Here is a 24,274-nt window from a genome sequence, read left to right on the forward strand (position 1 = left end):
ATGACGACGAAGGACCAGCTTGCCGAAAGATGCGCCCGGGTCGAGACGGCGGCCCGCCGGGCGCTCGACTGGGTGTCCGACCCCGAGAACGCCGAGACCGTGGGGCTCGACCGCAAGTCGCTGGCGCAGGCGCTGCGAAAGGGCGCAAGCCGGGCGCAGAAGCTGGGGCGCGCCGCCCGCACCAGGATGTCGGTCAGCGTCTTCGGCCCGTCGCAGGCGGGGAAATCCTTTCTGGTCTCGGTGCTGGCGCGGCCCGAGAACGGGCGGCTGGTGGCCGATTTCCAGGGCCCGGGCGGCCAGCTCGACTATATCCGCGAGATCAATCCCGAGGGCGAAGGGGAATCGACCGGGCTTGTCACCCGCTTCACCATGATCAAGGCCCCCTGCCCCGAGGGCTTTCCGATCCGGCTGGTGCTGCTGTCCGAGGCCGATGTCGCGCGCACCATCGTCAATTCCTTCTACATGGATGGCGACCAGTCGGAACCCGTGCCCGAGCCCGAGGCGATCACCGCCCATCTGGACGCCTTCCGCGCGAAGGCGGGCGGCACCCAAGTGCCGGGGCTGAGCCATGACGACGTTCTGGAAATCGCCGATTACGTCAATCGCAGCTTCGGACGGACGGCCTATGCGGCGGGGCTCCGGACCTTCTGGGAGGAGGCCGCCCTGATCGCGCCGACGCTGGGCGTTGCCGACCGGGCCGCCTTCTTCGCCATCCTCTGGGGCGGGCATGAGGCGCTGAGCGATCTCTACATCCGTCTGGGCGAGGCGCTGCAGCAGCTCGGCAATGCCGAGGAGGTGCATGCGCCGCTGGCCGCGCTGACGCCGCGCGAAAGCTCGATCATCGACGTGAAGACGCTGCACGGGCTTTACGGAGAGACGGGCGACAGCCTGCCGCTCTGTCTGCCCTCGGGCGCCCGGGTCGCGCTGCCGCGTGCCCTCGTCTGCGCACTGGCGGCGGAACTCGTGATGCCGATGCAGACCCGGCCCCACGAGCTGTTCGAGGACACCGACCTGCTGGACTTTCCCGGTGCCCGCAACCGCTTCGAACAGCCGCTGTCGAAAACCCTGGCCGAGCCCGGCAAGACCGTGACCCAGCTTCTGCTGCGCGGCAAGGTCGCCTATCTTTTCGACCGCTATGTAGAGAACCAGGACATCACCTCGATGCTGCTCTGCATCCCGGACAGCAACATGGAGACGCTCGACCTGCCCGGTCTCGTCGAGACCTGGATCGCGATGACCCATGGCGCGGGCGCGAAACAGCGCACGGCGAGCCGCTGCATCCTGTTCTTCGTGCTGACCAAGTTCGACAAGCATCTGGGCGAGAGTGCCGCCGCCGGCGGCGCGGAAACCCGCTTCGAGCGCCGGATGCAGGCCTCGCTTCTCGAGAAATTCGGCCGCGGCAAGGACCCCTGGGTCGAGCACTGGACCCCGGGGCGGCCCTTCGACAATTGCTACTGGCTGCGCAACCCGAATTTCTATGTCGAGGGTCTGATCGATTATGACGAGGCCAGGCGCGAGATCCGCATCCGTCCCGACAAGGAGGCGCGCCTGGCCGAACTGCGCGCGGGCTGTCTGGAGGCCGCCAGCGTCCAGCGCCATTTCGCCGATCCGGCCGCCGCCTGGGATGCGGCACTCGGGCTGAACGATGGCGGCGTCAGCTATCTGATCGGGCGGCTTTCCGAGATCTGCACCCCCGACAGCAAGACCAGCCAGATCGCCGCCCAGCTCGACAGGCTGGCGGCCGATCTCGCGGCCGATCTGGCGCCTTTCCATGTCTCGGACGATATCGGCCGCCGGATCGAGGAAAAGCGCGAGGCGGCGGCCGTCCTCATCGACGAGCTGGAAATCGCGCTGCAGCGGCATCGCTTCGGCGCGGTGCTGGCCGCGCTGATGGTCGATCAGGATCTGGTGCAGGACCGCATCTCGCGGGTGCCGTCCTCGATCCGGATCTCGCAGGCGGTCTCGAGCGCGGCCACGGCGCGCCCCGCCGCCGAGACCTCGCGCCCGACAGCGCCCGCCCGGCCCGGCCGCCCGCTGCGCCCCGGCCGCCCGGGCCGCCCCGCGCCGGCCGCCGATCTGGCGCTGGCCGAGCCCGCGGCCACCCGGATCTCGACCGGCGAGCCCCGGCCCGACACCGACACCAGCACCCACTCCGGCACCGATATCCGCACCATGACAGCCGAGACCTTCCAGGCCGAAAGCGCGGTCGAGGTCTGGATCGAGGGGCTCAAGCGGTTCCGCGAGGATGTAGCGACGGCCGGGCATTTCGGGCTGAGTCCGGGCTCGGTCACCGTGCTTTCGGCCGAGCTCACCCATGCGCTCCGGCGTATCGGCGTGGTCGAGCGGATCTGCGCCCAGCTCAAGGCGATGGCCTTCGGGCTGACCGTCGACAAGCAGGCCGAACCCGCCGCCATCCTCTGCGCCGAGCATATCAACCGCTTCGTCGCGGTGCTGGGCAGCGACGCCCTGCCCGCCTCGGACCGCGCCCGGATCGAACTGCCGGAGGGCGGCAGCCGCCCGGTCTTCGCACCCCGCCCCGGCGCCGACGATGCCGATGGCCTGCCGCCCGAGCCGCGCCCGACCGCCGAGGAGACCTGGACCGACTGGGTCTTCGCGCTGGACGCGATGTTCGTGGCCAATGCCCGCGACAGCGATGCGGGCACCATCAATGTCGCGCAGAATCTGAAGCTTGGCGAGATCCTGGCCGATCTCGGCGCGGGAGGCGCATAGGCGATGCCGCTGAAGATCCGCCCCGATCCGCGACGTCCCTCCGGGGGCTATGCCGAGCTGTCGGCCGAGGCCGCCGCCCTGCCCGAGGCCGAGGCCACGGTCTCGGTCTTCGACGCCTTTTCCGAACGCTTCCTCGGGCTCGATGGCTGGCAATCCGACCGGGCCGAGTTCGGCCCCTATGAGGTGGCGCGCGACGGCGACCGCGCGAGGCTGGTGATCGGCCCCGAGATCGTCAACCGGATCGAGGAATATGCCGCGCTGAAGCTCCGGGTGAACCGGATCGAGGCCGAGCTGAGCTGGCCCGACGACGTGGTGCCGATGCCGGGGGCCGCCCGGATCGGCGGGCTTGCCGTGGCGCGCGCGGAACCCGCCGAGGCGGCGGGCCGGCTGACAGCCAAGCTGACGGGCAAGCTGACAGGCAAGCTGCCGGAGCCCGAGGCACAGGCCGAAGGCAGCGCCGCCGAACCGCCCGCCGAAACGCAGGAAAAACGCCGCTCGCGCCTGCCCCTGATCGGCGGGCTCGCGGCGCTGGTGCTTCTGACCTGCGGCGGGGCTCTGGCCTGGTTCCTGATGCAGCCGCCCCCCCTACCGGTGGTCGCCGAGCGCCCCGAGGCCGAGCCGACGCCGCCCGACCCCTGCGGGCCTGACGCGCTGGCCGGTCTTGGCGCCCTGCCCTTCGCCGAGGGCCGGGCGCTGATGTCGCGCTGCGGCGCGCGGGTCACGCCGCAGCAGGCGCTGGCCGCGCTCGAGGCCGGGGCCGATGCGGGCGACGCCGATGCGCTGCTGCTGTTCGGCGAAATCTACGACGAGGGCGCCAATGACGACCCGGTCGAGACCGAGATCGGGCTGAGCCTGACGCCAAGCGCCTCGAAGGCCGCCGAATATTATGCCCGGGCCCGCGCCGCGGGCAGTACCGAGGCCGCCCAGCGCCTCGACCGTCTCTGCCCCGAATTGCGCGCGGCCCCGGACACGCTGTCGCGAAGCGCCGCCGAGGAGTATTGCCGTCCATGAGACCTGCCCGCCTCCGCCCGGCCCTTTCGGCCCTTGCGATCGCGCTTTTCCTGGCCCAGAGCGGCCCGGGCCTCGCGCATCCGTTGCTGCTCGAGGATACCTCGACGGTCTATCAGCGGGTCCTGACCCGGCCGGGCGCAGCGCTTCATGACGCGCCGGGCGGTCCCGTCGCCAGCCGCTATCCGGCCTTCCAGCCGCTTTACGTCTTCGCCCGGCAGGAGGGCTGGGTCGAGGTCGGGCCCTCGGCAAGCGCCGCGCCCGCGGGCTGGGTCGAGACCGGGACCGTGGTCGAGTGGAAACAGAACATCGTCGCCACCTTCACCAATCCCGCCGACCGGGCCCGCTCGCTGATGTTCCGGACCGAGGACGGCCTGCGTGGCTTCATGGAGGATGAGGCGCTGGTCGCCACCCAGGCCCGGCTGATCGAGAAGGCCGAAACCGGGATGCTTGCGCCCGAGGACGGCGTCGTCGCCATCGAACCCGAGAATTACGTCAATATCCGCGAGCGCTTCTACATCCTGCCGATCCTCGATTTCGTCGAGGACCTGCACCCGATGACCTATGACGCGAACCTGCTTCTGAAAGTGGCCTCGGTGCCGCTTCGCGACGATCTGCCCGCGGCCGAGGCCTCCTCTGCGGCGGGCGATTTCGATGCGGGCGTCGTCTTCGTCTTCGACACCACCAAGTCGATGCAGCCCTATATCGAGCGCACCCGCAAGGCGCTGGCCCGGATCATCTTCGACATCAACGGCACCGATATCGGCGAGCGGATCAATTTCGGCATCGAGGCCTTCCGCGACAATCCCGAGGCCGTGCCGGGGCTGGCCTACCGCACCCGCGAGGTGATCCCGCTCGACAGGCGCCTCAACCAGTTGCCGGTGCTCGAGGCAATCGACAATACCCGCACGGCGACGGTCTCCTCGCCCGGCTTCAACGAGGACAGTCTGGCCGGGGTCGAGGATGCGATCCGCCGGACCGACTGGGACCAGGCGGGCACCGGCGATCCGTTCGATGCGCGCTATGTCATCCTCATGACCGATGCCGGGCCGAAGGATCCGCGCGACCCCAATGCGCGCTCGGAAATCGGCCCGGTCGAGATCCAGCGCGATGCCGAGGGGCGCAACATCGTCATCATGACGCTGCATCTGAAGACGGCTGCGGGCGCGGCCAATCACGACTATGCCGCCGAGCGCTACCGGCAGCTCTCGCGCTTTGCCGGGCGGCAGTTCTACTATCCCATCGAGGGCGGCTCGGAGCAGGCCTTCGAGGATACCGTGACGGCGCTGGTCACGGCGCTGACCGATCACGTGCGGATGGCGCTGGGACAGGCGCAGGTGCAGGCCCCCGAAGACCGCGACGCCAATCTCGAATTCCTGGGCCATGCGCTGCAGCTGGCCTGGCTCGGCGCCCGCGAGGGGACCCGCGCGCCCGATGTCTTCGAAAGCTGGGTGACCGAGAGGGCGGCCGAGAAACCGCAGGCGCTGGCGCTCGAGCCGCGGCTTCTGGTGACCAAGAACGAGATGGCGACCATGGCCGAGCTGCTCGACAACCTGGTCCGGCTGGCCGAGGGCACGCGCGGCGAGGACGAGGCACGCGGCTTCTTCCGCCAGGTGCGCGGCGTCATCGCGCAGATGGCGCAGAACCCCGACCGGCTGGTCGCGACCGATGCCGACAGCCTGGGCGGCGCGCTCGAATATCTCGAACGGCTGCCCTATCGCAGCCAGCTTCTGCAGACCGACGAGGCGCGCTGGATGTCGGGCCCGATGGTGCGGCGCGAGATCATCGACGGCATGCGCCAGAAACTGACCCAGTATCGCAAATGGCTGTACGACCCGTCCGTCTGGACCGCGCTTTACGAGGGCGCGCCCGATGGCGAGCAGGTCTTCGCGATGCCCTTCGACATCCTGCCCTGAGCCGATGGCGGACGCGCTTGTCATCCGCGATCTCGGGGTCTCGCTTGCCGATGGCGACCGGGGCTTCGCGCTGAGGGTGCCCGAACTCCGCATCGTCGCGGGCGAGACCGTGGGGCTGACGGGCCCGAGCGGCACCGGCAAGACCTTGCTGCTGGAGCTTCTGGGCCTCTTGCGCGCGCCCGATCCGGGCGGGGTCTATCGGCTCTGCCCCGCCGATGGGCCGGAGCGCGAGCTGACGGCACTGTGGGCACGGCGGCGCCGGATCGCACGCCTGCGCGGGCGGCTTTTCGGTTTTGTGCCGCAAACGGGCGGGCTTCTGCCCTTCCTGACGCTTTCCGAGAACGTGGCCCTGCCCCAGCGGATCTGCGACCGCCCCGACCCTGCCCTTGTCGCCGAGCTGATCGAGCGCCTCGGGCTTGGCCCGGTCGCGGGGCTGCGGCCCGAACGCCTGTCGATCGGCCAGCGCCAGCGCGCCGCGATCGCCCGGGCGCTGGCGCACCGGCCGCGCTTCGTGATCGCGGATGAACCGACCGCAGCCCTCGACCCCGAAAACGCCGCCGAGGCGATGACGCTTCTGTTCGAGGCGGCGGGGCGCACCGGCAGCGCGGTGATCGTCTCGTCGCATGATCTCGACCTGCTTGGCCGCTTTGCGCTGACCCGCTACCGGCTGGCGCTCGACCCCGACCATGCGCCGGGCCACCCGGTCAGCCGCCTGAGCGCCCTGTCCGGCGGACGGGAGGCGGCATGAGGCTCCTGATCACGCTGGCGCTTAGGGCCCTGCTCCGGGACTGGATCTTCGTCTTTTGCAATGTCGCGGTGCTGGCGGGCGTGATCGTGCCGCTGCTGGTGCTGTTCGGGGTGCGGAACGGGGTCTATGACGCGCTGATCGGCGATCTGATGGCAAACCCCGCGACGCTCCAGATCGACACCGCGGGCAATCAGAGCTTCACGCCCGCAGATCTGGCCGAGGTGCAGGGCTGGGAGGATGTCCGCTTCGCCACGCTCAAGACCCGCAGCCTTTTCGACTATGTGAATATCCGTGCGACGGGCGGGCGCGGAAGGCAGGAGGCCCTGATCGCGCCCTCTGGCAACGGCGATCCGATGATCGCACCGCTGCCGGGGCTCGGACCGGACGAGGTCGCGGTCTCGCCCGCGCTGGCCGCCCAGCTCGGGCTGGCCGCGGGCGATGGGGTCGAGATCTTCACCCAGGCCGAGAACCGGCCGCGCCAGCTGGTGCTGGAGGCGCGGGTCGCGGGTGTCCTGCCCGAAGGGCGGCTCGACGGGCGGGTGGTGCTGGCCGATATCGCCCTGCTCGACCTGATCGAGGCCTTCTATGACGGCTACGCCCTGCCCGGGCACGGCATCGACAGCGGCAAGGCGCTGGCCGGGCGTGCCGAAAGTTTCGAGGGGATGCGGGTCTATGCAACCGCGCTCGACCGGCTTGCGCCCCTGCAGGACCGGCTGGAGGCCCGCTTCGGCATAAGGACGCTGGCGCGGACCGCCGAAGTGACTTCGGTGCTGACGCTCGGGCGCAATCTGGGGCTGGCGCTGGCGCTGACCGTAGCGGTGGCGGCGGCGGGGCTTGCGGCTTCGCTGATCTTCGGCTTCTGGGGCGAGGTCGTGCGCACCCGCCGGACCCTCGCCAATCTGGGGCTTCTCGGGCTGCCGCAATGGCAGTTGTCGCTGTTCCCGGTGATCCAGGCCTTGGTGACGGCGGTTCTGGGGCTGTGCCTTTCCTTCCTGCTGTTCCGCCTGACCGCGTCGCTGGCCGAGCGGCTGTTCGAGACCGGACTGACCGAGCGCGGCGGGCTGGTCTCGGTTTCCCCCGCCGAAGCCACGGCCATCGCGGCGGCCGTGATCGCCTTCGTCGGCTGCGCCTCGCTGGCGGCGGCGCGGGCGGCCCTTGCCACCGATCCCGCCACCGTCCTGAGGGAAGAGACATGAGAGCCGCGGCCCTCGGCCTGTCGCTTCTGCTGGCCGCGCCGGTCGCCGCCGCCCCGGTCACCTGGGACAAGGCCCAGTACGACCCCGCAGCCGGGACCGCGCCTGCCGATCTGATCCTGCCGATGCCCTGCGGCGGGGCGATGGCCTTCCAGCGTGTGGTGGTTCCGGTCGAGGCCGATGACCCGCTGGCCGACCGCCGCATCCGGGTCGGCCAGTCCGATCCCGCGACCGGCTATTCCGACTATCTGCGCACCGCCTATCTGCGCGGTGCCTTCCCCGGCCCCGAGCCGGGCGACAGCGTCTATTACATCGCCCGCTACGAGATGACCCGCGCCCAGGGCCGCGCACTGACGGGCGATTGCAGCCCGCCCAAACGGATCGAGCGCACCGCGCTGGGGGGGCTCTCGTGGTTCCGCGCGGTCGAGCTGTCGCAGCTTTATTCCGAATGGCTGCTGGCCGAGGCCCGCGATGCGTTGCCGCCCGAGACGGAGGGCCGGGCCTATCTGCGGCTGCCGACCGAGACCGAATGGGAATTCGCCGCCCGCGGCGGCGCGGCGGTCGACCCCACGGTCTTTCCCTCGCGCCGCTTCTTCGGCGAGGGCGATCTTCTCGATTATGCCAAGGTCGTGGGCTCGGCGCGCGGCGCGCTTCTGCCCGTCGGGCTGGCCCGCCCGAACCCGCTGGGGCTTTACGACATCTACGGCAATGCCGAGGAGCTGATGCTGGAGCCCTACCGGTTGAACGCGGTCGGGCGCGAACATGGCCAGGCGGGCGGGCTGGTCACACGCGGCGGCTCGGTGCTGTCGGCGCCCGCGCAGGTCTATTCGGCCGAACGCACCGAATACCCGCTTTACAGCGCCACCGACGGCACCGCGACGGCGGGCGAAACCTTCGGGTTGCGTCTGGTGCTCAGCCGCAGCGTCGCCTGGTCCGACCCGGTGCTGCGCGAGATCAAGGCGGGCTGGATCGCGCGGACCGAAGATGCGGGTCGCGACGGCACCGACAAGACCCCGCTCGCGACCCTTGCCGAGATGATCGACGAGGAAATCGACCCCCGCCGGAAGGCCACATTGCAGGATCTGCAACTCGAGGTCCGCCGCTCGGATGAGGAGGCGACCGCGGCCTTCGGCGAGGCCGCCAAGTCGACCCTTCTGAACGGCGCGGTGCTGGTGGGCGCGATGCGGGCCGGACGGAGCGAAGAGCAGCGCATGAGCAGCGAGCTGATCGGCATCGCCGACCAGACCCGGCTCTGCGCCCGGGCCGAGCAATGCGCGGCGCTGCGCGGCGCGGGCGCCCAGCTGATGAGCAAGCTCGACATTCTGCGCGACGTCCAGAAGACCTATCTGCTGTCGCTGCGCTCGGCCGCCGAATCCCTGACCGAAGGCGCCGATCCGGGGCTGACGGCGGATGCGATGCGGCTTTTGCAGGGCGAACTCTCGGCCTCGGGCCAGCGCCAGATCCTCGACAATCTCGCGCGTTTCGCAGCCCTGCTCGAGGCCTATCGCAACAGGCCCGACATGTCGGAAGAAGAGCTGCGCCTGCTGATCCTCTCTCGCTGAGCGCGCGCTCGCAGCCCGCTGCACTGCGACCGCAAGTCGCTGCCAAAGCGCCATTTTCTGCCCGTGGCGACCTCTGCGGGCAGTGGATCGGAACCGATTGTTAAGTCTTTCGGCGGTATCGGATTCCGGATCTGTGTCGCAATCCGAGTTTCCGATGTGTAGCGTTTCTGTCCTGTGGCTCGTATCCGGTCCCGTCCTTGCACCGCAGATCCTTCGCGCCGATGGCGGCTTAACGCAGCAGTCGGCCTGCATTGCCCGTCGCGCGGCCGCCGGAGACCTGCCGGTCCGCCCTCGCGCGCGCGTCTGCCTTGACACCCCCAACACACCTGAGCGCGCTGTCTTGCCCCCAGCCGAAATAACCCGGGCCGCTATCGCCGGGCCGAACCCGGTGCTTTCCAGCGCGACCTCTTTCGCCAGTGCCCGACGCGACCGCATGGAACGCGGGCTGCAAAGCCCAAGGCCGATCCCGGGGCAGACCCCGGCTTCAGACCGCTCGGCGGAGCTGTTTCGGGGCGGCTTGCCCGGCAGCGACAGGCTTGCCGCAGGCATCCCGTCGAACGGTCTGACCATGCGCTTTGCAAAATCCGATGACCGGCGGCCCCTCGGGGTCAGGCTCTGCCGCCTTGACGAAGCCGGCCGGCCCGTCTCGCCGCAGCAAGGTTCCAGTCCCGCCATTTCGGACGGCCAATCAGCCTGCAGAGCAGTCTGGCTCCGCCGGGCACCCCGATCCATTTCAATTTTACTGCACGCCGGAGGATACGATGGCGAAGTTGTTTTCAAGACTGTTCGGAAGCATCGCGCTCAAGCTGTCGATGGGATTTGTGACCATGGGCGCGCTGACCGCAGGCGCCATTGCGATCAGCTTTCTGGTCTTTACCGCCATGTCGGGCGCGCTCGAGCGGCTGCTGGGCGAGCAGCTGCCCGGGATCGAGACCAGCGTCGCGGTGCTCGAAGATACCGGCGAGATCCGTGGCGCGCTGACCGGCATGTTGCTGGCGCGGACGCCCGGCGGGGTCGATGACGCCTTCCGCGATCTGAAGGCGCGCGAGACCGCCCTTGCCGCCTCGATCGCCGAGCTGCCCGCCGAGCGCATCAGGGAGTTGCGCCCGATGATGACCGGGCTCGACCTTGCCGTCAGCGAGATGCGCGCAGCCCTTGGCAACCGGTTCGACAACCAAGAGCTGCTGACCGGTCAGATCGTCAGCTTCACCGGGCTGGCCGAAGCGACCCGAAGCCGGCTGTACCAGCTTGGCGACGATGCCGCCTATGACATGGCGCTGGGCGGAAAACAGACCGGCGAGACGGTCAGCGCGACCCTCGAACAGCTGGTCGGCACCGATTTCCGTGCCGCGACGCTGATCCTGAAGGCCAGGGCCGAGATCAATCTTCTGGCCGGGCTGGCACTGGCGATCTCCGGTTCCGGAGATCCGGCCCAGAGCGCGATCCTGCGCGGGATGGCCGAAACCAGCCTCGGAGCGCTTGGCGACGCGCTCGAGCCGCTGACCGGAATGCAGGCCGTCGCGGCGTATCTGCCGGCCCTGACCGAGACCCATGCCGTCTTCGGCAAACTGGCAAAGCAGGGGTTTCGCCTGCGCGAGGGACAGAATGAGCTGGTGATCGGGCAGCGCGAGATCAGCGAGAGGGCCCTGAACGCCGCAATGGACGATCTCGTCGCCAGGCTGACGGCCGACGCCCGCGAGGCGGCCGTCTTCAACGGCGAGGCGGTCGAGCGGTTGCTGAACAACGAGGTGCAGCAGATCCGCGATACCGCCGATATCGGGCTTGCGGTCGAGAAGATGATCGCGACGGCCTTCCTTGGCGCCAGCGCGCGGAATGCCGAGGAGGGAGCGGCGCGACAGGCCGAGCTCGACCGGCTCGTCGCCGAGCTGGATGCCCTGCTCGCCCGCAGCTACGTGCCCGATGATCTGCAGGAGCTTCTGGGGCGGATCGCCCGCGAGACGCGGGCCAAAACAGGGATCGTGGCAACCCGGATGGCGCTGCTCGACGCCCAGGATCAGGCCGCCGATCGCTCGATACGGGCCAATGCGCGGCTCGGCGAGATCGCCGCGGTGATGCGCGCGGCCAGCGAAGCCGCGGTCGGCGCCGCCCGCGTCGCGGGCGACGCGATGCTGGGTCAGGCGGGCGAGGCGCGCCAGCGCCTGCTGATGCTGGCGGCCGGCAGCGGCGCGGTCGCGCTTCTGGCGATCGCCCTGTCCTGGCTGCTGATCGTCTGGCCGATCGGCCGGCTGACCCGGATCACCGACCGGCTGGCCCGGGGCGAGATGGTCGCGGTGCCGGGCATGCGCCTGTTCGGCGGCGAGGTCGCGCGGCTGGCCGCGGCGCTTCTGGTCTTTCGCGACAGCCTTGCCGAACGCGAGCGGCTGCAGGCCCATGAGCGCGCACTCGAAGCCGAGGAGCGCCGCCGCACAGAGGCGCAGAAGGCAATGGTGGCCGATCTGGCAAACGGGCTGAAGGCGCTGGCCGGGGGCGATCTGACACACACGCTCTCTGCCCCCTTCCCGCCCGATTACGAGGCGTTGCGCGCCGATTTCAACGCGACCCTCGGCACCCTCAACGAGATGATGTCGACCATTGCCCTCAATGCGGCCGCGATCCGGTCGCGGGCGGCCGAGATCGGTGCCTCCTCGGACGACCTGTCGCGCCGGACCGAGAACCAGGCCGCGACGCTGGAAGAGACCGCCGCCGCGCTCGACCAGCTGACCGCCAGCGTGCGCGCTGCGGCCGAGGGCGCGACCGAGGTCGACCGGGTCGTCAGGCAGGCGCATGACCAGGCCGAGCAGAACAACGCGGTGGTGACCGAGACGGTCGCGGCCATGACCGGGATCAAGAGATCGTCGGAATCGATCGGCCGGATCATCGGCGTGATCGACGACATCGCCTTCCAGACCAATCTGCTGGCCCTGAATGCGGGCGTCGAGGCAGCCCGGGCGGGCGAGGCCGGGCGCGGCTTTGCCGTCGTGGCCTCCGAGGTCCGGGCCCTCGCCCAGCGGTCATCGGAGGCCGCGAAGGAAATCAAGGCGCTGATCATCTCGAGCACGGATCATGTCGCCTCGGGCGTCGAACTCGTCAACCGGACCGGTGCAGTGCTGAACGACATGACCGCCCGGATCGGCGAGATTGCCGCCCTGGTCGACGCGATCGCGACCGGCGCGCGCGAACAATCCGTCGGGATCGGCGAAATCAATGCCGGGACCGCCCAGCTCGATCAGGTGACCCAACAGAATGCCGCGATGGTCGAGGAGGCGACCGCCGCCAGCATGCACCTGCGCGAGGAGGCCACGACCATGGCCGATCTCGTCGCCCGGTTCCGGCTTGACGGTTCCGGACCGGAAAAGATCGCCGATACCGGCTGGACCGCCCCGCGCGCCCCGGAAAGCCCGCGCTTGCGCCGCGCTGGCTGACGGAGCTGCCGCGCGCCGCTTCCCGCGCTGCGCCGCGCCGGGGACGGGCGGCGCTGTTTCCGCCGCAAGCGTCTCGGGATCGAAGGTTCCTGCAAGGCGCGGCCCGTCCCTGAGCGTGTTGTCGGAGGGCATCCGCCCGATGCCCGCCCATCGGCATGCGGCCCGGCCCCGCGCCGCCCGGCGGAACGCGGCCGCCAGCTGGTCAGCCGCACTGGGCCCATGCCTTGAGCGGGCGGCGCCTTCGGCGCCCCGCGACAGGAACAGGCTGGCAGGTTCGGCGCTCTGGCATTGCCCGCGACCGACGGCGTCAGGATCTGCCAGGCCGGGATCCGGGCTTGTCCGCGGGATCGGCCTGTTATGGATCGGACGGAACCGGCAGGCCGATGCCTGGCGGCGGCGGGAATAAGGTCACTGCGAAGATCGTCCGGCGCGGGGAAAGACCGGAACGGCCGCCCGCTTGCGCCTGTCGTCCGGCCGGTCTTCGGCGCGGGCTGCCCGGCACGATCCGGCCCTTGCGCAGCGCGGGTCTGCGACCCGGCAGACCGCGCTTTCCGGGCCGCGTGCCACCGCATCCGCCACCGGCCGATACCGGCGGCCGAAGGGTGCCGCCTGCCCCATATCGATCTCTGGAAATGTCCCGGCGGCGGTGGCATGGTCGCCCAAAGGGAATCTCGATTGAACGTCGTCGTCTTTGCCAACGGGCTTGTCCTGGGGCTGCTGGCTCTGATGTCAGCGGTCGTGGCAGCGATTTACCCCGAGACCCGCGCGGTATTCGGCGAGGCCGCGTTCCAGCTCGGGCTGATCGGCACGCTGGTCGCGATGGCGGCCCGGCCGAGCTTCGACAGGCTGCGCCTGCCCCATGCCTTCATGCTGACCGCCTCGGTCTGGCTGATGGCGGCGGCGGGCGGAGCGGTGCCGCTTTACCTCTGGAAGCTCTCGGCAGCCGATGCCTTCTTCGAGGCAATGTCGGGGATCACCACCACCGGCTCGACGGTGATGACCGGGCTCGACAGCACGCCCCGGGGCATCCTGATGTGGCGCGCGCTTCTGCAGGCGCTGGGGGGCGTCGGCTTCATCGGCACCGGCATCGCGCTCTTGCCCGTGCTCAAGGTCGGCGGCATGCAGCTGTTCCGCACCGAAAGCTCGGACAAGGGCGAGAAGGAGCTGCGCAACGCCACCCAGTTCGCGGCGGCGACGCTTCTGGTCTATGTCTCGCTGATGACGCTCTGCGGCGTGCTCTACCGCATCGGCGGGATGAGCGTCTTCGACGCCGCGACCCATGCCATGACCACGCTGTCGACGGGGGGCTATTCCACCCACGACGCCTCGTTCGGCTTCTTCGAGAGCCCGTTCCTGCAATGGACCTGCACCCTCTTCATGGTGCTCGGCTCGGTGCCCTTCTCGTGGTATATCCGCTCGGTCTATCACGGCAAGTTCCGCAGCGAACAGGTGGCGGCGATGCTGAAGACGCTGGCCGCAGTGATCCTGCCGCTGACGCTGTGGCTGGCGGCTACATCGCATCTGCCCTTCCTGGCCGCGCTGCGGGCGGTGGCGTTCAACGTCGTCTCGGTGGTCTCGACCACCGGCTATGCCTCGACCGATTACACCAGCTGGGGGCCGGTCGCGGTGACCGCCTTCGTGATCCTGACGGCGGTCGGCGGCTGCACCGGCTCGACGGCGGGCGGGGCCAAGGCGATGCGCTGGGTCATCATGTACCGGCTGCTGCGCGAGGGCATCCGCTCGGTCCGCTACCCGCATGGGGTCTACCGCATCCGCTACGAGGGCCGGGTGATCGACGAGGACATCGTCTCGAGCGTCATCGGCTTCTTCTCGATGTACGCGCTGAGCTTTGCGGTGATCGCGAGCCTCCTGACGCTGGTCGGGCTCGATGCGGCCACGGCCTTCAGCGGCGCGATCACGGCGCTGGCCAATGTCGGCCCGGGCGTGGGCGACATCATCGGCCCTGCGGGCACCTTCCAGTCGCTGTCGGACAAGGCCAAGACGATCCTCGCCATCGGCATGTATCTGGGTCGGCTCGAGATGCTGACCGTGCTGGTGGTGCTGACGCCGCGGTTCTGGCGTTCGCTGGCGTGAGGCTCAGAACGCCGCGTGTTCGCCCAGCGCGGCGCGCTCCGTCCCGCTGACCAGCCGGGCGTAATAGTCGAACAGCCGGTCCGCGCCGTATTCGGGCGTCGCATCGGCGTCGTAACTCCCGGTCTCGGGGTTCAGGACCAGCATCGACTCGGTGCCGTAATAGCGGCCGATCCGCGCGAATTCGGCCTTGTCGCGGAGCTTTGGCGAGACCCGGCCCAGCACCAAGAGCAGCGCGATGATCCCGTCCATGACCCCGACCGGCACCTGTCTGATCCTCGGCGGCCGCCCCAGCAGGCGGAACAGTTCCTCGGCCTGATCGCGCGGCGTGATCGCGGGCCCCGGGCCGCCGATCGGCAGTACCCGGTTCTGCAGCGCGGGATCGTCGAGGCAGAGCGCCATGAACCGGCCCAGATCGGCGTCGCTGATCGGCTTGCAGGCGGTCAGCCGCCCGTCGCCGAAGACCAGGAAGGGCTTGCCCTCCCGGACCCGCTCGACCTGGCCCGACAGCGATTTGAAGAAGGCCGTGGGCCGGACGATGGACCAGGTCAGCCCCGAGGCCATCAGCTCGGCCTCGAAGGCCAGCTTGGCCTGCTGGAAGGCCAGCAGGGGCTTCTGCACGCAGATCGCCGAAAGCAGCACCGCCTGGCCGATACCGGCATCGCGGGCCGCGGCCAGCGCATGGGAATGGGCCCTGTGGTCGATGGCCCAGGCATCGCGGGGCGTGCCGCTGCGCGAGGCAAGGCAGGAGACCAGCGCGTCGAACCGCTCGCCGCGAAAGCCCTCGGCGGCCAGCGAGGCGGGATCGGTGACATCGCCGACCCGGACCCGTGCCGCGCCGGGCAAGCCCCGCCCCGGATCGCCGCCCGTGCCCGGCCGCAGGAAGCACACCACCTCATGGCCCCGCGCCAGCAGCGCGTCGAGCGTGGCCCGGCCGATGGTGCCGGTCGCCCCCAGAAGGAAGATCCGCCGGGGCCGGGGCGACAGGGCGGTATCGGTCATGGGCTCGGCTCCTCGGCAACGATCCTGGAAGGTCAAGGGGGTCGGTCGGACCCTAAGGCGCCGTGCCCGCCAAGGAAAACGGGACGCGGCGTCGCGCCCCGCCCCGCCTTGCCGTCGGGCCTGCCTTTTCGCCGGCCCGCGCCTTATCAGAACCCGCGTCTTCTTCGGCCCGCGTGCGGGCCAGATCCTTATCCGGGCCGGCCCCTTATCCGGGCCTGCCCCTTATTCAGGAACGACCCGCACCGCGCCCTTGTCGGCGGAGGCCGCGAAATGGGCATAGGCCTTCAGCGCCTGCGAGACATGGCGCTTGCGCGGCGCGGCCGGTTTCCAGCCCCTGGCGTCCTGCTCGGCCCGGCGCGCGGCCAGTTCCTCTTCGGAGACGGCGAGGTTGATCGAGCGGTTCGGGATGTCGATCTCGATCAGATCGCCATCCTGCACCAGACCGATGGCGCCGCCCGAGGCCGCCTCAGGCGAGGCATGCCCGATCGACAGCCCAGACGTGCCGCCCGAGAAGCGCCCGTCGGTAATCAGCGCGCAGGCTTTGCCGAGCCCCTTCGATTTCAGGTAGGAGGTCGGATAGAGCATCTCCTGCATGCCCGGCCCGCCCTTGGGACCCTCGTAGCGGATCACCACAACATCGCCCGCCTCGACCTTGCCGGTCAGGATGCCGGAAACGGCGGCGTCCTGGCTTTCATAGACCCGCGCCGGGCCCGAGAAGACCAGGATCGAGTCGTCCACGCCAGCCGTCTTCACGATGCAGCCGTCGAGCGCGATATTGCCCTTCAGGACCGCCAGCCCGCCATCCTTCGAGAACGGCGCCTCGACCGAGCGGATCACCCCGGCCTTGCGGTCGGTATCGAGCGAGGGCCAGGTCGAGGACTGGCTGAACGCCTCCTGGGTCGGAACGCCGCCGGGCGCCGCCAGGAAGAGATTGCGCGCCTCGTCGGAATTGGACCGGCCGATATCCCATTTGTCGATGGCCGCCCCCAGGGTCGGTGCATGGACGGTGGGACAGTCGCGATGGATCAGCCCGCCGCGGTCGAGCTCGCCAAGGATCGACATGATGCCGCCCGCGCGGTGGACATCCTCGACATGCACATTGGCGGTGTTGGGCGCGACCTTGCACAGGCACGGCACCTTGCGCGACAGCGCGTCGATATCGTCCATGGTGAAATCGACACCGCCTTCCTGGGCGGCGGCGAGGATGTGCAGCACCGTGTTGGTCGACCCTCCCATGGCGATATCCAGCGCCATCGCGTTCTGGAACGCCTCCCTGGTCGCGATCGAGCGCGGCAGCACGCTGGCATCGTCCTGTTCGTACCAGCGGCGGCACAGCTCGACCGCGCGGCGCCCGGCCTCGAGGAACAGTTCGCGGCGCGCGCTGTGGGTCGCCAGCGTCGAGCCGTTGCCCGGCAACGACAAGCCCAGCGCCTCGGTCAGGCAGTTCATCGAGTTGGCCGTGAACATGCCCGAACAGGAGCCGCAGGTCGGACAGGCGGCGGCCTCGATCCGGGCCAGGTCGTCATCCGAGACCTTGTCATCGGCCGCGGCCACCATGGCATCGATCAGGTCCATGGACACGGTGCGCCCGTCGCCCAGCGTGACCTTGCCCGCCTCCATCGGCCCGCCCGAGACGAAGACCGCGGGGATGTTCAGCCGCATCGCGGCCATCAGCATGCCGGGGGTGATCTTGTCGCAATTCGAGATGCAGATCATCGCATCGGCGCAATGTGCGTTGACCATGTATTCGACCGAATCCGCGATCAGTTCGCGCGAGGGCAGCGAATACAGCATCCCGTCATGGCCCATCGCGATGCCGTCATCGACGGCGATGGTGTCGAATTCCTTGGCGATGCCGCCCGCCGCCTCGACCTCGCGGGCAACCATCTGGCCCAGATCCTTGAGATGCACGTGACCCGGCACGAATTGCGTGAAGGAGTTCACGATGGCGATGATCGGCTTGCCGAAATCGCCATCCTTGACGCCGGTGGCGCGCCAGAGACCGCGGGCGCCGGCCATGTTGCGGCCATGGGTGCTGGTACGGGAACGGTATGCGGGCATGTCGTGACTTTCCGGCTGGCAAATCTTCGGGGTGACGAGTGCGCCCTGCGGGCGAAAAAATCAACCTTTCATTGGCCGGGAAGTTCATGACAGAGTGGGGTTGCAATGATTTCCGCGCTCGATCACCTGGTTCTGACCACAACCGACGAAGAGGCCTGCCTGGCCTTCTATGTCGGGCTTCTCGGGCTTCGGCTCGAAACCTTCGGCGCGGGCCGCAAGGCGCTGTGTTTCGGACGCCAGAAGATCAACATCCACGTCAAGGGCCATGAATTCGAACCCAAGGCGCATCTGCCGGTGCCCGGGGCGCTCGATCTGTGCTTCCTGGCCGACCGGCCGCTCGACGAGGTGATCGCGGCGCTGGCCGCGCGCGGCGTCACGCCGCTCGAGGGGCCGGTGGCGCGCACCGGCGCGACCGGGCCGATCCGCTCGATCTATCTGCGCGATCCGGACCTGAACCTGATCGAGATCTCGGAGCCCGCCTGAGTACGCGCCTATTCCGGCTCGAAGGCCATGTCGATTTCGGCCGGAAGCGCGTGATAGGGCGCCGAGCTGACCAGGGCATGGACCCCGTTTTGCGCATAGGCCGGAGCGGTCGCTTCGGTGATCGGCCCCGCGGCCAGGATCTCGCCCGGCCAGTCCGGCCCGAGCGCGCGCACGGTGGCCGCGACCGCCTCGGGGGCCATCCGGACCAGCAGCAGGGTATCTGCGCCGAGCCCTGCCGCCTCGAGCGCCTCGTCGCCATCGCGCACCTCTATCGCGATCCGCCCGCCCGGGGCCGCCTGCCGCAGGCGCGCGATCCGCTCGCCCGGCGCAGCCCTGCCGCCAAGCGCCCGGCAATCCGCCAGCACGAGCGCCGCCTCGGCACCCGGCGCCGGGTAGATCGCCGCCCCGCCCGCCGCCGCCGCCTTCAATGCCAGCGGCCGCGCCCCGGGGATCGCCTTGCGCGGACAGGCCACCGCGACCGCCGGATCGACCCGGCGCGTGGCCCGCAGGATACGTGCGGCGCATTCGGCAACGCCCGAGGCCCATTCCAGCAGCACCTGCACCGCCGGAGCGGCCCCGACCAGCGCCTCGGCCGGTCCGCGCGCGGCGATCAGCAACTGGCCGGGCTCTGCCCGCGTTCCGCTTGCAGTGGCGATGTCGGCGGCACCGCCCAGCAATGCAAACATCCGCGCGGCCTCCTCGGTCCCGCAGATCATGCCCGAGCCGCGCGACCGCAGCGCCACCGACACCATGCGCCCCTGTCGCCCGGGTGCGGGAATGGCGGCAGCGGTGGCAATGCCGTCGCGTTTCAGCAGGCAGGCCAGGGCGGTATCGTCAAGAAGCAGCATCCGGGTCCATCCTCGATTGAGCGGCCGGCATCGCTGTCGCCCGACCGCCGGCTCCGGCCTGCAGGTCAGGAAGCATCGCCGCGCCGCGACTCGCTATGTATTTCGACTTCATATCGCAATGTAAGCACAGGCCGTGCCAACCATTCCGGCCGGAAAACCGGTCGGCACAATGGCGATTCGGTCGCGAAGCGGACAGGACCTGTCGATTTGACGACATCGGCAGCCCCCACCCCGCAACAACGATCCGGCCCGGCCGCGATCCGCCATAATCGATAGCGGGCGGAATTCGACTCTCCTCAAAGGCGACTTATGTTAACCTAACGGAAACCATCCCGGCAGAACCATGGTTTCGCACCAGCAATCGGAGAATGAATTGCGCAGCCCCCGGATCCTGTCCGAGAATGGATATCACCGTCACATGCCGGCCCTTGCGGGCCTGGTCGGCCTGCTCGCCGCGCTTGTTCTGGTTCTGAGCCTCCCCGCTCCGGCCCGCGCCCAGCCCTCCTCCACGCCGCCTCCGGCGATCGTGACGGGATGGCTCGACGATCCACCATTCTGGAAAATCACCCCGACGGGCGGACCGGTGGGCTTCGTGCCCCAGCTCGTCGACGACATCCGGACCCTGACCGGGCTGCCGATCGAAACCCGCCGTTACGGTGACATGCAAAGCCGGATCGCTGCCCAGATTGCCGGCGAAAGCCAGCTGATGTTCGCCGTCGCCCGGCTGCCCGCGCTCGAGGCCACCCATGTCTTCACCGAGCCGATCGCACATGCGGATGTGCATCTTTTCGTCCTGACCGAAAACGCGAACCGGCCCGATTACATCGCCCCGGTCGGAAAGCGCATCGGAAAGATGCGCCAATATGCCGGTTCCGACCCTGCCAGTCTGCTGAAGGGCAATCGCACCGAGTTCTTCGACGAGCCCGCAACGATGCTGCTGAAGCTGCTTTCCGGCGAAATCGACGGCGCCCTGATGGCCGAGGACTGGGTGATGGGCCTCGCCCGCAGCGTGCGGCTGGATCACCGGATCGCCGCGGTCGGACCACCGGTGCTGGAATTCGACCGGGTGATCGCCATCCACAACAGCCGGGCCGACCTGCTGGAGCCTCTGAACCGGGCCATCGCCACATTGGAGGCAGACGGAACCCTCAGCGCCCTGCGCCAGCAATGGCTGATCGAGGCGGCCCCGCCGCCGCCCGACATCCTGACCGTGGGCGTCGTCAATCTGCCCCCCTTCAGCGAGGTCCGCGAAGACGGCACGATGACCGGCTTCTCGGTCGAGGTGATGCGCGATCTGGGCAAGATCCTCGGAGTCGAGCTGAAATTCCAGGCGGTGTCGCCCGAGCTCTGGGCCCGTGGGCCGCAAAGCCCGATCGACATCCTGCCCTTGATCGGGATCACCCCCGAACGCGAATTGAGGATGGATTTCGCGCTGCCGATACAGTCCATCAACCTGGCCGTATTCGTTCGAAGCGAGCACAGCGAGACCTTTGACGGGCTGTCCGGATTGCGGGTCGGCACCTGGAAGGCCGGCGTCGCAAGCTCCGTGGCCCAGCGCCATACCCGCGACATCCTGCATTTCGACAATTATCGCGACCTGCTGACGGCTCTGTTCGAGGGACGGATCGATGCTATAATCGCAGAGCGCGGCATGATCACGCGGATCGTCGCCGAGAAGAACCGCAGCGAAGAGATCGCCGAGGTCCCCTTCCCGCTCCCGCGCATCTTCCTCGCCCCCGCGCTACGCCCCGGCCTGCCCACCCTGCGCGAGTCGCTGAACCTGGTCATCCCCGGCTATCTGGCCTCGCAGCGCTATCAGGACCTGCGCGCGGACTGGCTCGGCACCGCACCCTTCTGGACCAACCGCCGCATCCTGCTCACGCTTGGCGGCTTCGGCGCGCTGATGCTCCTGGCAATCGGCTACATTCCGGTCCAGCGCCACCGGATGCGACAGGAACGGCTGCGCTTCACCGCGGACATGGTGGAACGGATCCCGCTGGGGCTTCTGATGATCGCGCCCAATGGACGGATCGAATTCGTCAATTCCGCCGCCAAGGCCATCAGCCCCTCGGGCCCCGAACTGATCCGCGAGGGCGCCGATTTCCGCCAGGCGGTGCGGGCGCTGATCATGGCCGATGCCAGGCATTGGGGCACGAAATCGCCCGCTGCATTGGCCGCCGCTTTATCCGGCCCCGGCCTGAACGACGGCGATTATCACGAATTCCAGACCGCCGCCGGAGAGATCTTCCGCTGGTCTAGTTTCTCCCTGCCGGACGGTTCGATCCTGGTCATGATGCTGGATGTCACCCGCGAACGCCGGAACCTGGCCGAGATCGAGGATCTCAACGCCGAACTCCGTGCCCAGATTGCGATCGTTCAGCGCACCAATGCCGAGCTGCGCGACTTCGCCTATGCGACCTCGCACGACCTGAAATCGCCGATCAACACCCTGATGCTGATCGCCGACGCGCTGGCCGAGGCCGGTGTGAACCGGCTTCCCGACGAGGATCGGGCGCTGATCGAGGACATGCACGAAATCCTGGCCAGGATGGCGCGAATGATCAGCGACGTTCTCGACTACACCCGCGCCGTCGGCGGCGAACAGCCCCCCGATTGCGTCGAGCTGTCCCGCATCGTCAGCGAAGTGATGCAGGATCTTGCCGCCGACATTGCCGCCAGCGGTGCCCGGCTGCGTGTCGACGACCTGCCGCGCCTGACGGGAAATCCGCGTCAACTTCACCAGCTGATGCAAAACCTCATCAGCAATGCGATCAAGTTTCGCCTGCCCGACAAAAGCCCCGAAATCGACATCGAAACGGTCACAGCGCCACCGGGCATGATCGCATTTTCTGTATCGGATCGCGGCATCGGCATCGACCCGAAATTCCATGACCGCATCTTTCAGCTATTCACACATCTAAATGACACAGATTTGTACCCTGGCAGCGGGCTCGGCCTTGCCATTTGCCAGAGAGTTGCGCTCAATCATGGTGGACGTATCATGGTACAATCCACCCCGGGGGCAGGAAGCCGATTCACGGTTTTCCTCAAGGAGAAGCAGGGTGATCAACAAGTTGGTGATGATCGACGATTGCAGGTTCGAGCGCAAGATGGTCAAGCGCCTTATTCGCAAGACCGGCCTCGTCGACACGATGCTCGAATTCGGAATGGCGGAGGACGCCATTGAATACCTGTGCGACCCGTCCTGCCCCAAAATCGACGTCGTCATCCTCGATATCAACATGCCACGAATGAACGGGTTCGAGTTCCTCGAACAGATCGGCGAGGATTGCCCCAATCACTTTGCCAACTCGGTATTCGTGATCCTCACAAGCTCGGAATGCGCCGCGGACATGCAGCAGGCCGAGCGTTTTCCGATGGTGCGAAAATTTCTGCGCAAACCAATAGGAGAAAGCGAGATCTCTCAACTCGACAGGCTGGTCAACGCCTGACGCGCGCACCGCTCGGGCACGCCCGACACGGCCGGAAACGGGTCAGAATTAAAATTCATACCATTTTGTTCACTTACGGCTCCGAACAGCCGCCATATCGTGTTATATTTCCATTTGCAGAACTGCAGTTATCGGTAAACGAATGGTGTTTTTCCAGTCTCAATAAAAAGCCGGGCATCCCGGTATCCAGACAAAAGGGCCGAGCGAATGCCACAAAGCGCACCGACCTGTCTCGTCGTCGAGGACACGGTTTTCGACCGCATGATCATGGAGCGCAAGCTGGCTGCATATGGTCAGCCGCTCGAGGTCCGTTACGCAGGAAGCCTGGCCGAGGCCCGCAACTGTCTTTACGAGATGCCCATTTCCATCATTTTCCTGGACAACTCCCTTCCTGATGGAAAAGGCGCCAATTTCGCCCTGGAGCTGGCCGCCCATCGCAGCTGGAGCGAGATCCCGGTAGTCATGGTCAGCGACTGGCCCTCCCCCTTCATGCAGGCCAAGGCGAATGCAGCCAATGTCATCGCCATATGGACCAAGACGGAATTCACCGCGATCACCGTCGCCGAGGTGCTGAAGTCGCGCGGGTTGACAGCCTGATCCGCATGAGGCTCGGCGGCTTCAGCGGATCGCGGCCGCCCCGTCATCTTGGGTTGTCCAAATTTTCGACGCAACCCCATCGGAGGGCTTGCTGGCTCCCGGCATCCTGAATCTCATCAATGTCCCGCCATAAGGGTTCGCATCGCACCAGATCCGGCCACCATGCCGCTTGACGATCTTCTGACAGGTTGCAAGGCCAAGCCCGGTGCCCGGCATGCTCGCGGCCTGGGCCAGCCTTTGGAATGGCTCGAAAATACGCTGACGGTATTCCTCTGCCACCCCGACACCATGATCGGCGACCTCGAAAAGCACGTCTCCGTTGTCCAGGCGCCGGGCCACGATACGAATGTCCGGCCTTTGGTCTCCGGAATATTTGATTGCATTCTGCACCAGATTCTGAAGCAATTGCACCATCATCGCCGGACTGCAGAACACATCGATATCCGGCATGTCCAGATCGATACTGGCACCGCTTTCACGAATGTCGTGCTCGAGAAAAGAAAGCGCGTTTTCAACAAGATCAGTTGCCGATATGAATTCGAAAACCGGGTTCACATCTGTCCTGATGTGACCGGCAAGCGCCTCGACAAGATCCGACATCTGTGCAGCTGTTTTCTGCAACAGATCCATCAACTTGTGCAATTCCGCCGATTCCATACCACCGAGTTCCTCATCCAGCTGTTCACATATAAAGCGGATGCTACGAATCGGCGCGCGAAAATCATGGACAAGGACATTCGAGAAAGTCAGCAGCTCCTGGCGCTGTTCTTCGACACGCTGGGCAAGCCGGACCACTTCGACCGCCCGCACCAGCATGCGTTCCAGGCCGGTCTGATTGATCCTGGACTTTGGCGTATAATCCGCCGCCCCTGCCAGGATTGACGATTTTGCAATCTGCTCGTCTCCCTGACCTGTCATCAGGATGAAGGCCGCCCCTGGCCATTTCCGCCGAAGCGTCTCCAGCCCATCGATCCCGTTTTCTCCCGGCATCACATAGTCCAGAAAAACCGCATCGAAGTTCTCAGCGACATGGGCGAGCGCGGAATGAACGAGCTCCGCCTCGCATATCGTTCTGCACATCCCCGAGCGCTCCAGCAATCTGCGAATGAGCTTCCGATCTCCGGCATCATCATCGACGATCATGACATCCAGATCGCGCAT

The 24,274-nt window shown here is 67.8% G+C and carries 16 protein-coding genes; 12 read left to right on the plus strand and 4 right to left on the minus strand.

The window, feature by feature from the left end; translation table 11 throughout:
- From ACK8CO_RS01325 to ACK8CO_RS01360, 8 genes are all read left to right on the plus strand, one after another.
- Positions 1-2,730 (plus strand): virulence factor SrfC family protein, encoded by a 2,730-nt coding sequence (locus ACK8CO_RS01325; protein WP_414897887.1) that lies wholly within the window; start codon positions 1-3, stop codon positions 2,728-2,730.
- Between the two features lie 3 nt (positions 2,731-2,733).
- Positions 2,734-3,741 carry a hypothetical protein gene (locus tag ACK8CO_RS01330; protein WP_414897888.1) on the plus strand — a complete coding sequence of 336 codons (1,008 nt, stop codon included), beginning with the start codon at positions 2,734-2,736 and terminating at the stop codon, positions 3,739-3,741.
- Complete coding sequence (locus tag ACK8CO_RS01335) at positions 3,738-5,654, plus strand: VWA domain-containing protein (RefSeq protein ID WP_414897889.1); 1,917 nt, start codon at positions 3,738-3,740, stop codon at positions 5,652-5,654. Before ACK8CO_RS01330 ends, ACK8CO_RS01335 begins: the two co-directional genes overlap by 4 nt.
- Positions 5,655-5,658: 4 nt before the next feature.
- On the plus strand, positions 5,659-6,402 hold the full coding sequence (locus ACK8CO_RS01340) for an ABC transporter ATP-binding protein (RefSeq protein ID WP_414897890.1): 744 nt from the start codon (positions 5,659-5,661) through the stop codon (positions 6,400-6,402).
- Entirely contained in the window at positions 6,399-7,598 is a 1,200-nt protein-coding gene (locus ACK8CO_RS01345; protein WP_414897891.1) for an ABC transporter permease, read from the plus strand. Before ACK8CO_RS01340 ends, ACK8CO_RS01345 begins: the two co-directional genes overlap by 4 nt.
- Positions 7,595-9,157, plus strand: coding sequence for a formylglycine-generating enzyme family protein (locus tag ACK8CO_RS01350; RefSeq protein ID WP_414897892.1), 1,563 nt, complete (start codon positions 7,595-7,597; stop codon positions 9,155-9,157). Before ACK8CO_RS01345 ends, ACK8CO_RS01350 begins: the two co-directional genes overlap by 4 nt.
- Positions 9,158-9,918: 761 nt before the next feature.
- Positions 9,919-12,579: a methyl-accepting chemotaxis protein gene (locus tag ACK8CO_RS01355; RefSeq protein ID WP_414897893.1), complete on the plus strand. Its 2,661-nt coding sequence runs from the start codon at positions 9,919-9,921 to the stop codon at positions 12,577-12,579.
- Between the two features lie 675 nt (positions 12,580-13,254).
- Positions 13,255-14,673, plus strand: a complete 1,419-nt coding sequence (locus ACK8CO_RS01360; protein ID WP_080616158.1) for a TrkH family potassium uptake protein — start codon at positions 13,255-13,257, stop codon at positions 14,671-14,673.
- Between the two features lie 3 nt (positions 14,674-14,676).
- Here the strand turns inward: ACK8CO_RS01360 and ACK8CO_RS01365 are convergent, their stop codons facing one another.
- A complete protein-coding gene (locus ACK8CO_RS01365; protein WP_414897894.1) occupies positions 14,677-15,672 on the minus strand; it encodes an NAD(P)H-binding protein in 996 nt (331 codons plus the stop codon).
- 222 nt (positions 15,673-15,894) lie between these two features.
- Positions 15,895-17,733 (minus strand): dihydroxy-acid dehydratase, encoded by a 1,839-nt coding sequence (gene ilvD, locus ACK8CO_RS01370; protein WP_080616156.1) that lies wholly within the window; start codon positions 17,731-17,733, stop codon positions 15,895-15,897.
- A gap of 105 nt (positions 17,734-17,838) precedes the next feature.
- On the opposite strand from ilvD, the gene ACK8CO_RS01375 reads away from it, so the two are divergent.
- A complete protein-coding gene (locus ACK8CO_RS01375) occupies positions 17,839-18,216 on the plus strand; it encodes a VOC family protein (protein WP_080616155.1) in 378 nt (125 codons plus the stop codon).
- Between the two features lie 8 nt (positions 18,217-18,224).
- Here the strand turns inward: ACK8CO_RS01375 and ACK8CO_RS01380 are convergent, their stop codons facing one another.
- The gene (locus ACK8CO_RS01380) at positions 18,225-19,064 is read right to left on the minus strand and encodes a quinolinate phosphoribosyl transferase (protein WP_414897895.1); all 840 of its coding nucleotides are present in this window, start codon (positions 19,062-19,064) and stop codon (positions 18,225-18,227) included.
- 418 nt (positions 19,065-19,482) lie between these two features.
- On the opposite strand from ACK8CO_RS01380, the gene ACK8CO_RS01385 reads away from it, so the two are divergent.
- From ACK8CO_RS01385 to ACK8CO_RS01395, 3 genes are all read left to right on the plus strand, one after another.
- Positions 19,483-22,251 (plus strand): transporter substrate-binding domain-containing protein, encoded by a 2,769-nt coding sequence (locus tag ACK8CO_RS01385; protein ID WP_414897896.1) that lies wholly within the window; start codon positions 19,483-19,485, stop codon positions 22,249-22,251.
- The gene (locus tag ACK8CO_RS01390) at positions 22,175-22,516 is read left to right on the plus strand and encodes a response regulator (RefSeq protein ID WP_196774376.1); all 342 of its coding nucleotides are present in this window, start codon (positions 22,175-22,177) and stop codon (positions 22,514-22,516) included. Before ACK8CO_RS01385 ends, ACK8CO_RS01390 begins: the two co-directional genes overlap by 77 nt.
- Before the next feature lie 207 nt (positions 22,517-22,723).
- Positions 22,724-23,113: a response regulator gene (locus tag ACK8CO_RS01395; RefSeq protein ID WP_414897897.1), complete on the plus strand. Its 390-nt coding sequence runs from the start codon at positions 22,724-22,726 to the stop codon at positions 23,111-23,113.
- Positions 23,114-23,134: 21 nt separating this feature from the next.
- Here ACK8CO_RS01395 and ACK8CO_RS01400 read toward each other — a convergent pair whose 3' ends face one another.
- Entirely contained in the window at positions 23,135-24,274 is a 1,140-nt protein-coding gene (locus tag ACK8CO_RS01400; protein ID WP_080616150.1) for a sensor histidine kinase, read from the minus strand.

The organism is Rhodovulum sp. HP10 (assembly GCF_047553435.1).
In the GTDB taxonomy this organism is placed as follows: domain Bacteria; phylum Pseudomonadota; class Alphaproteobacteria; order Rhodobacterales; family Rhodobacteraceae; genus Rhodovulum.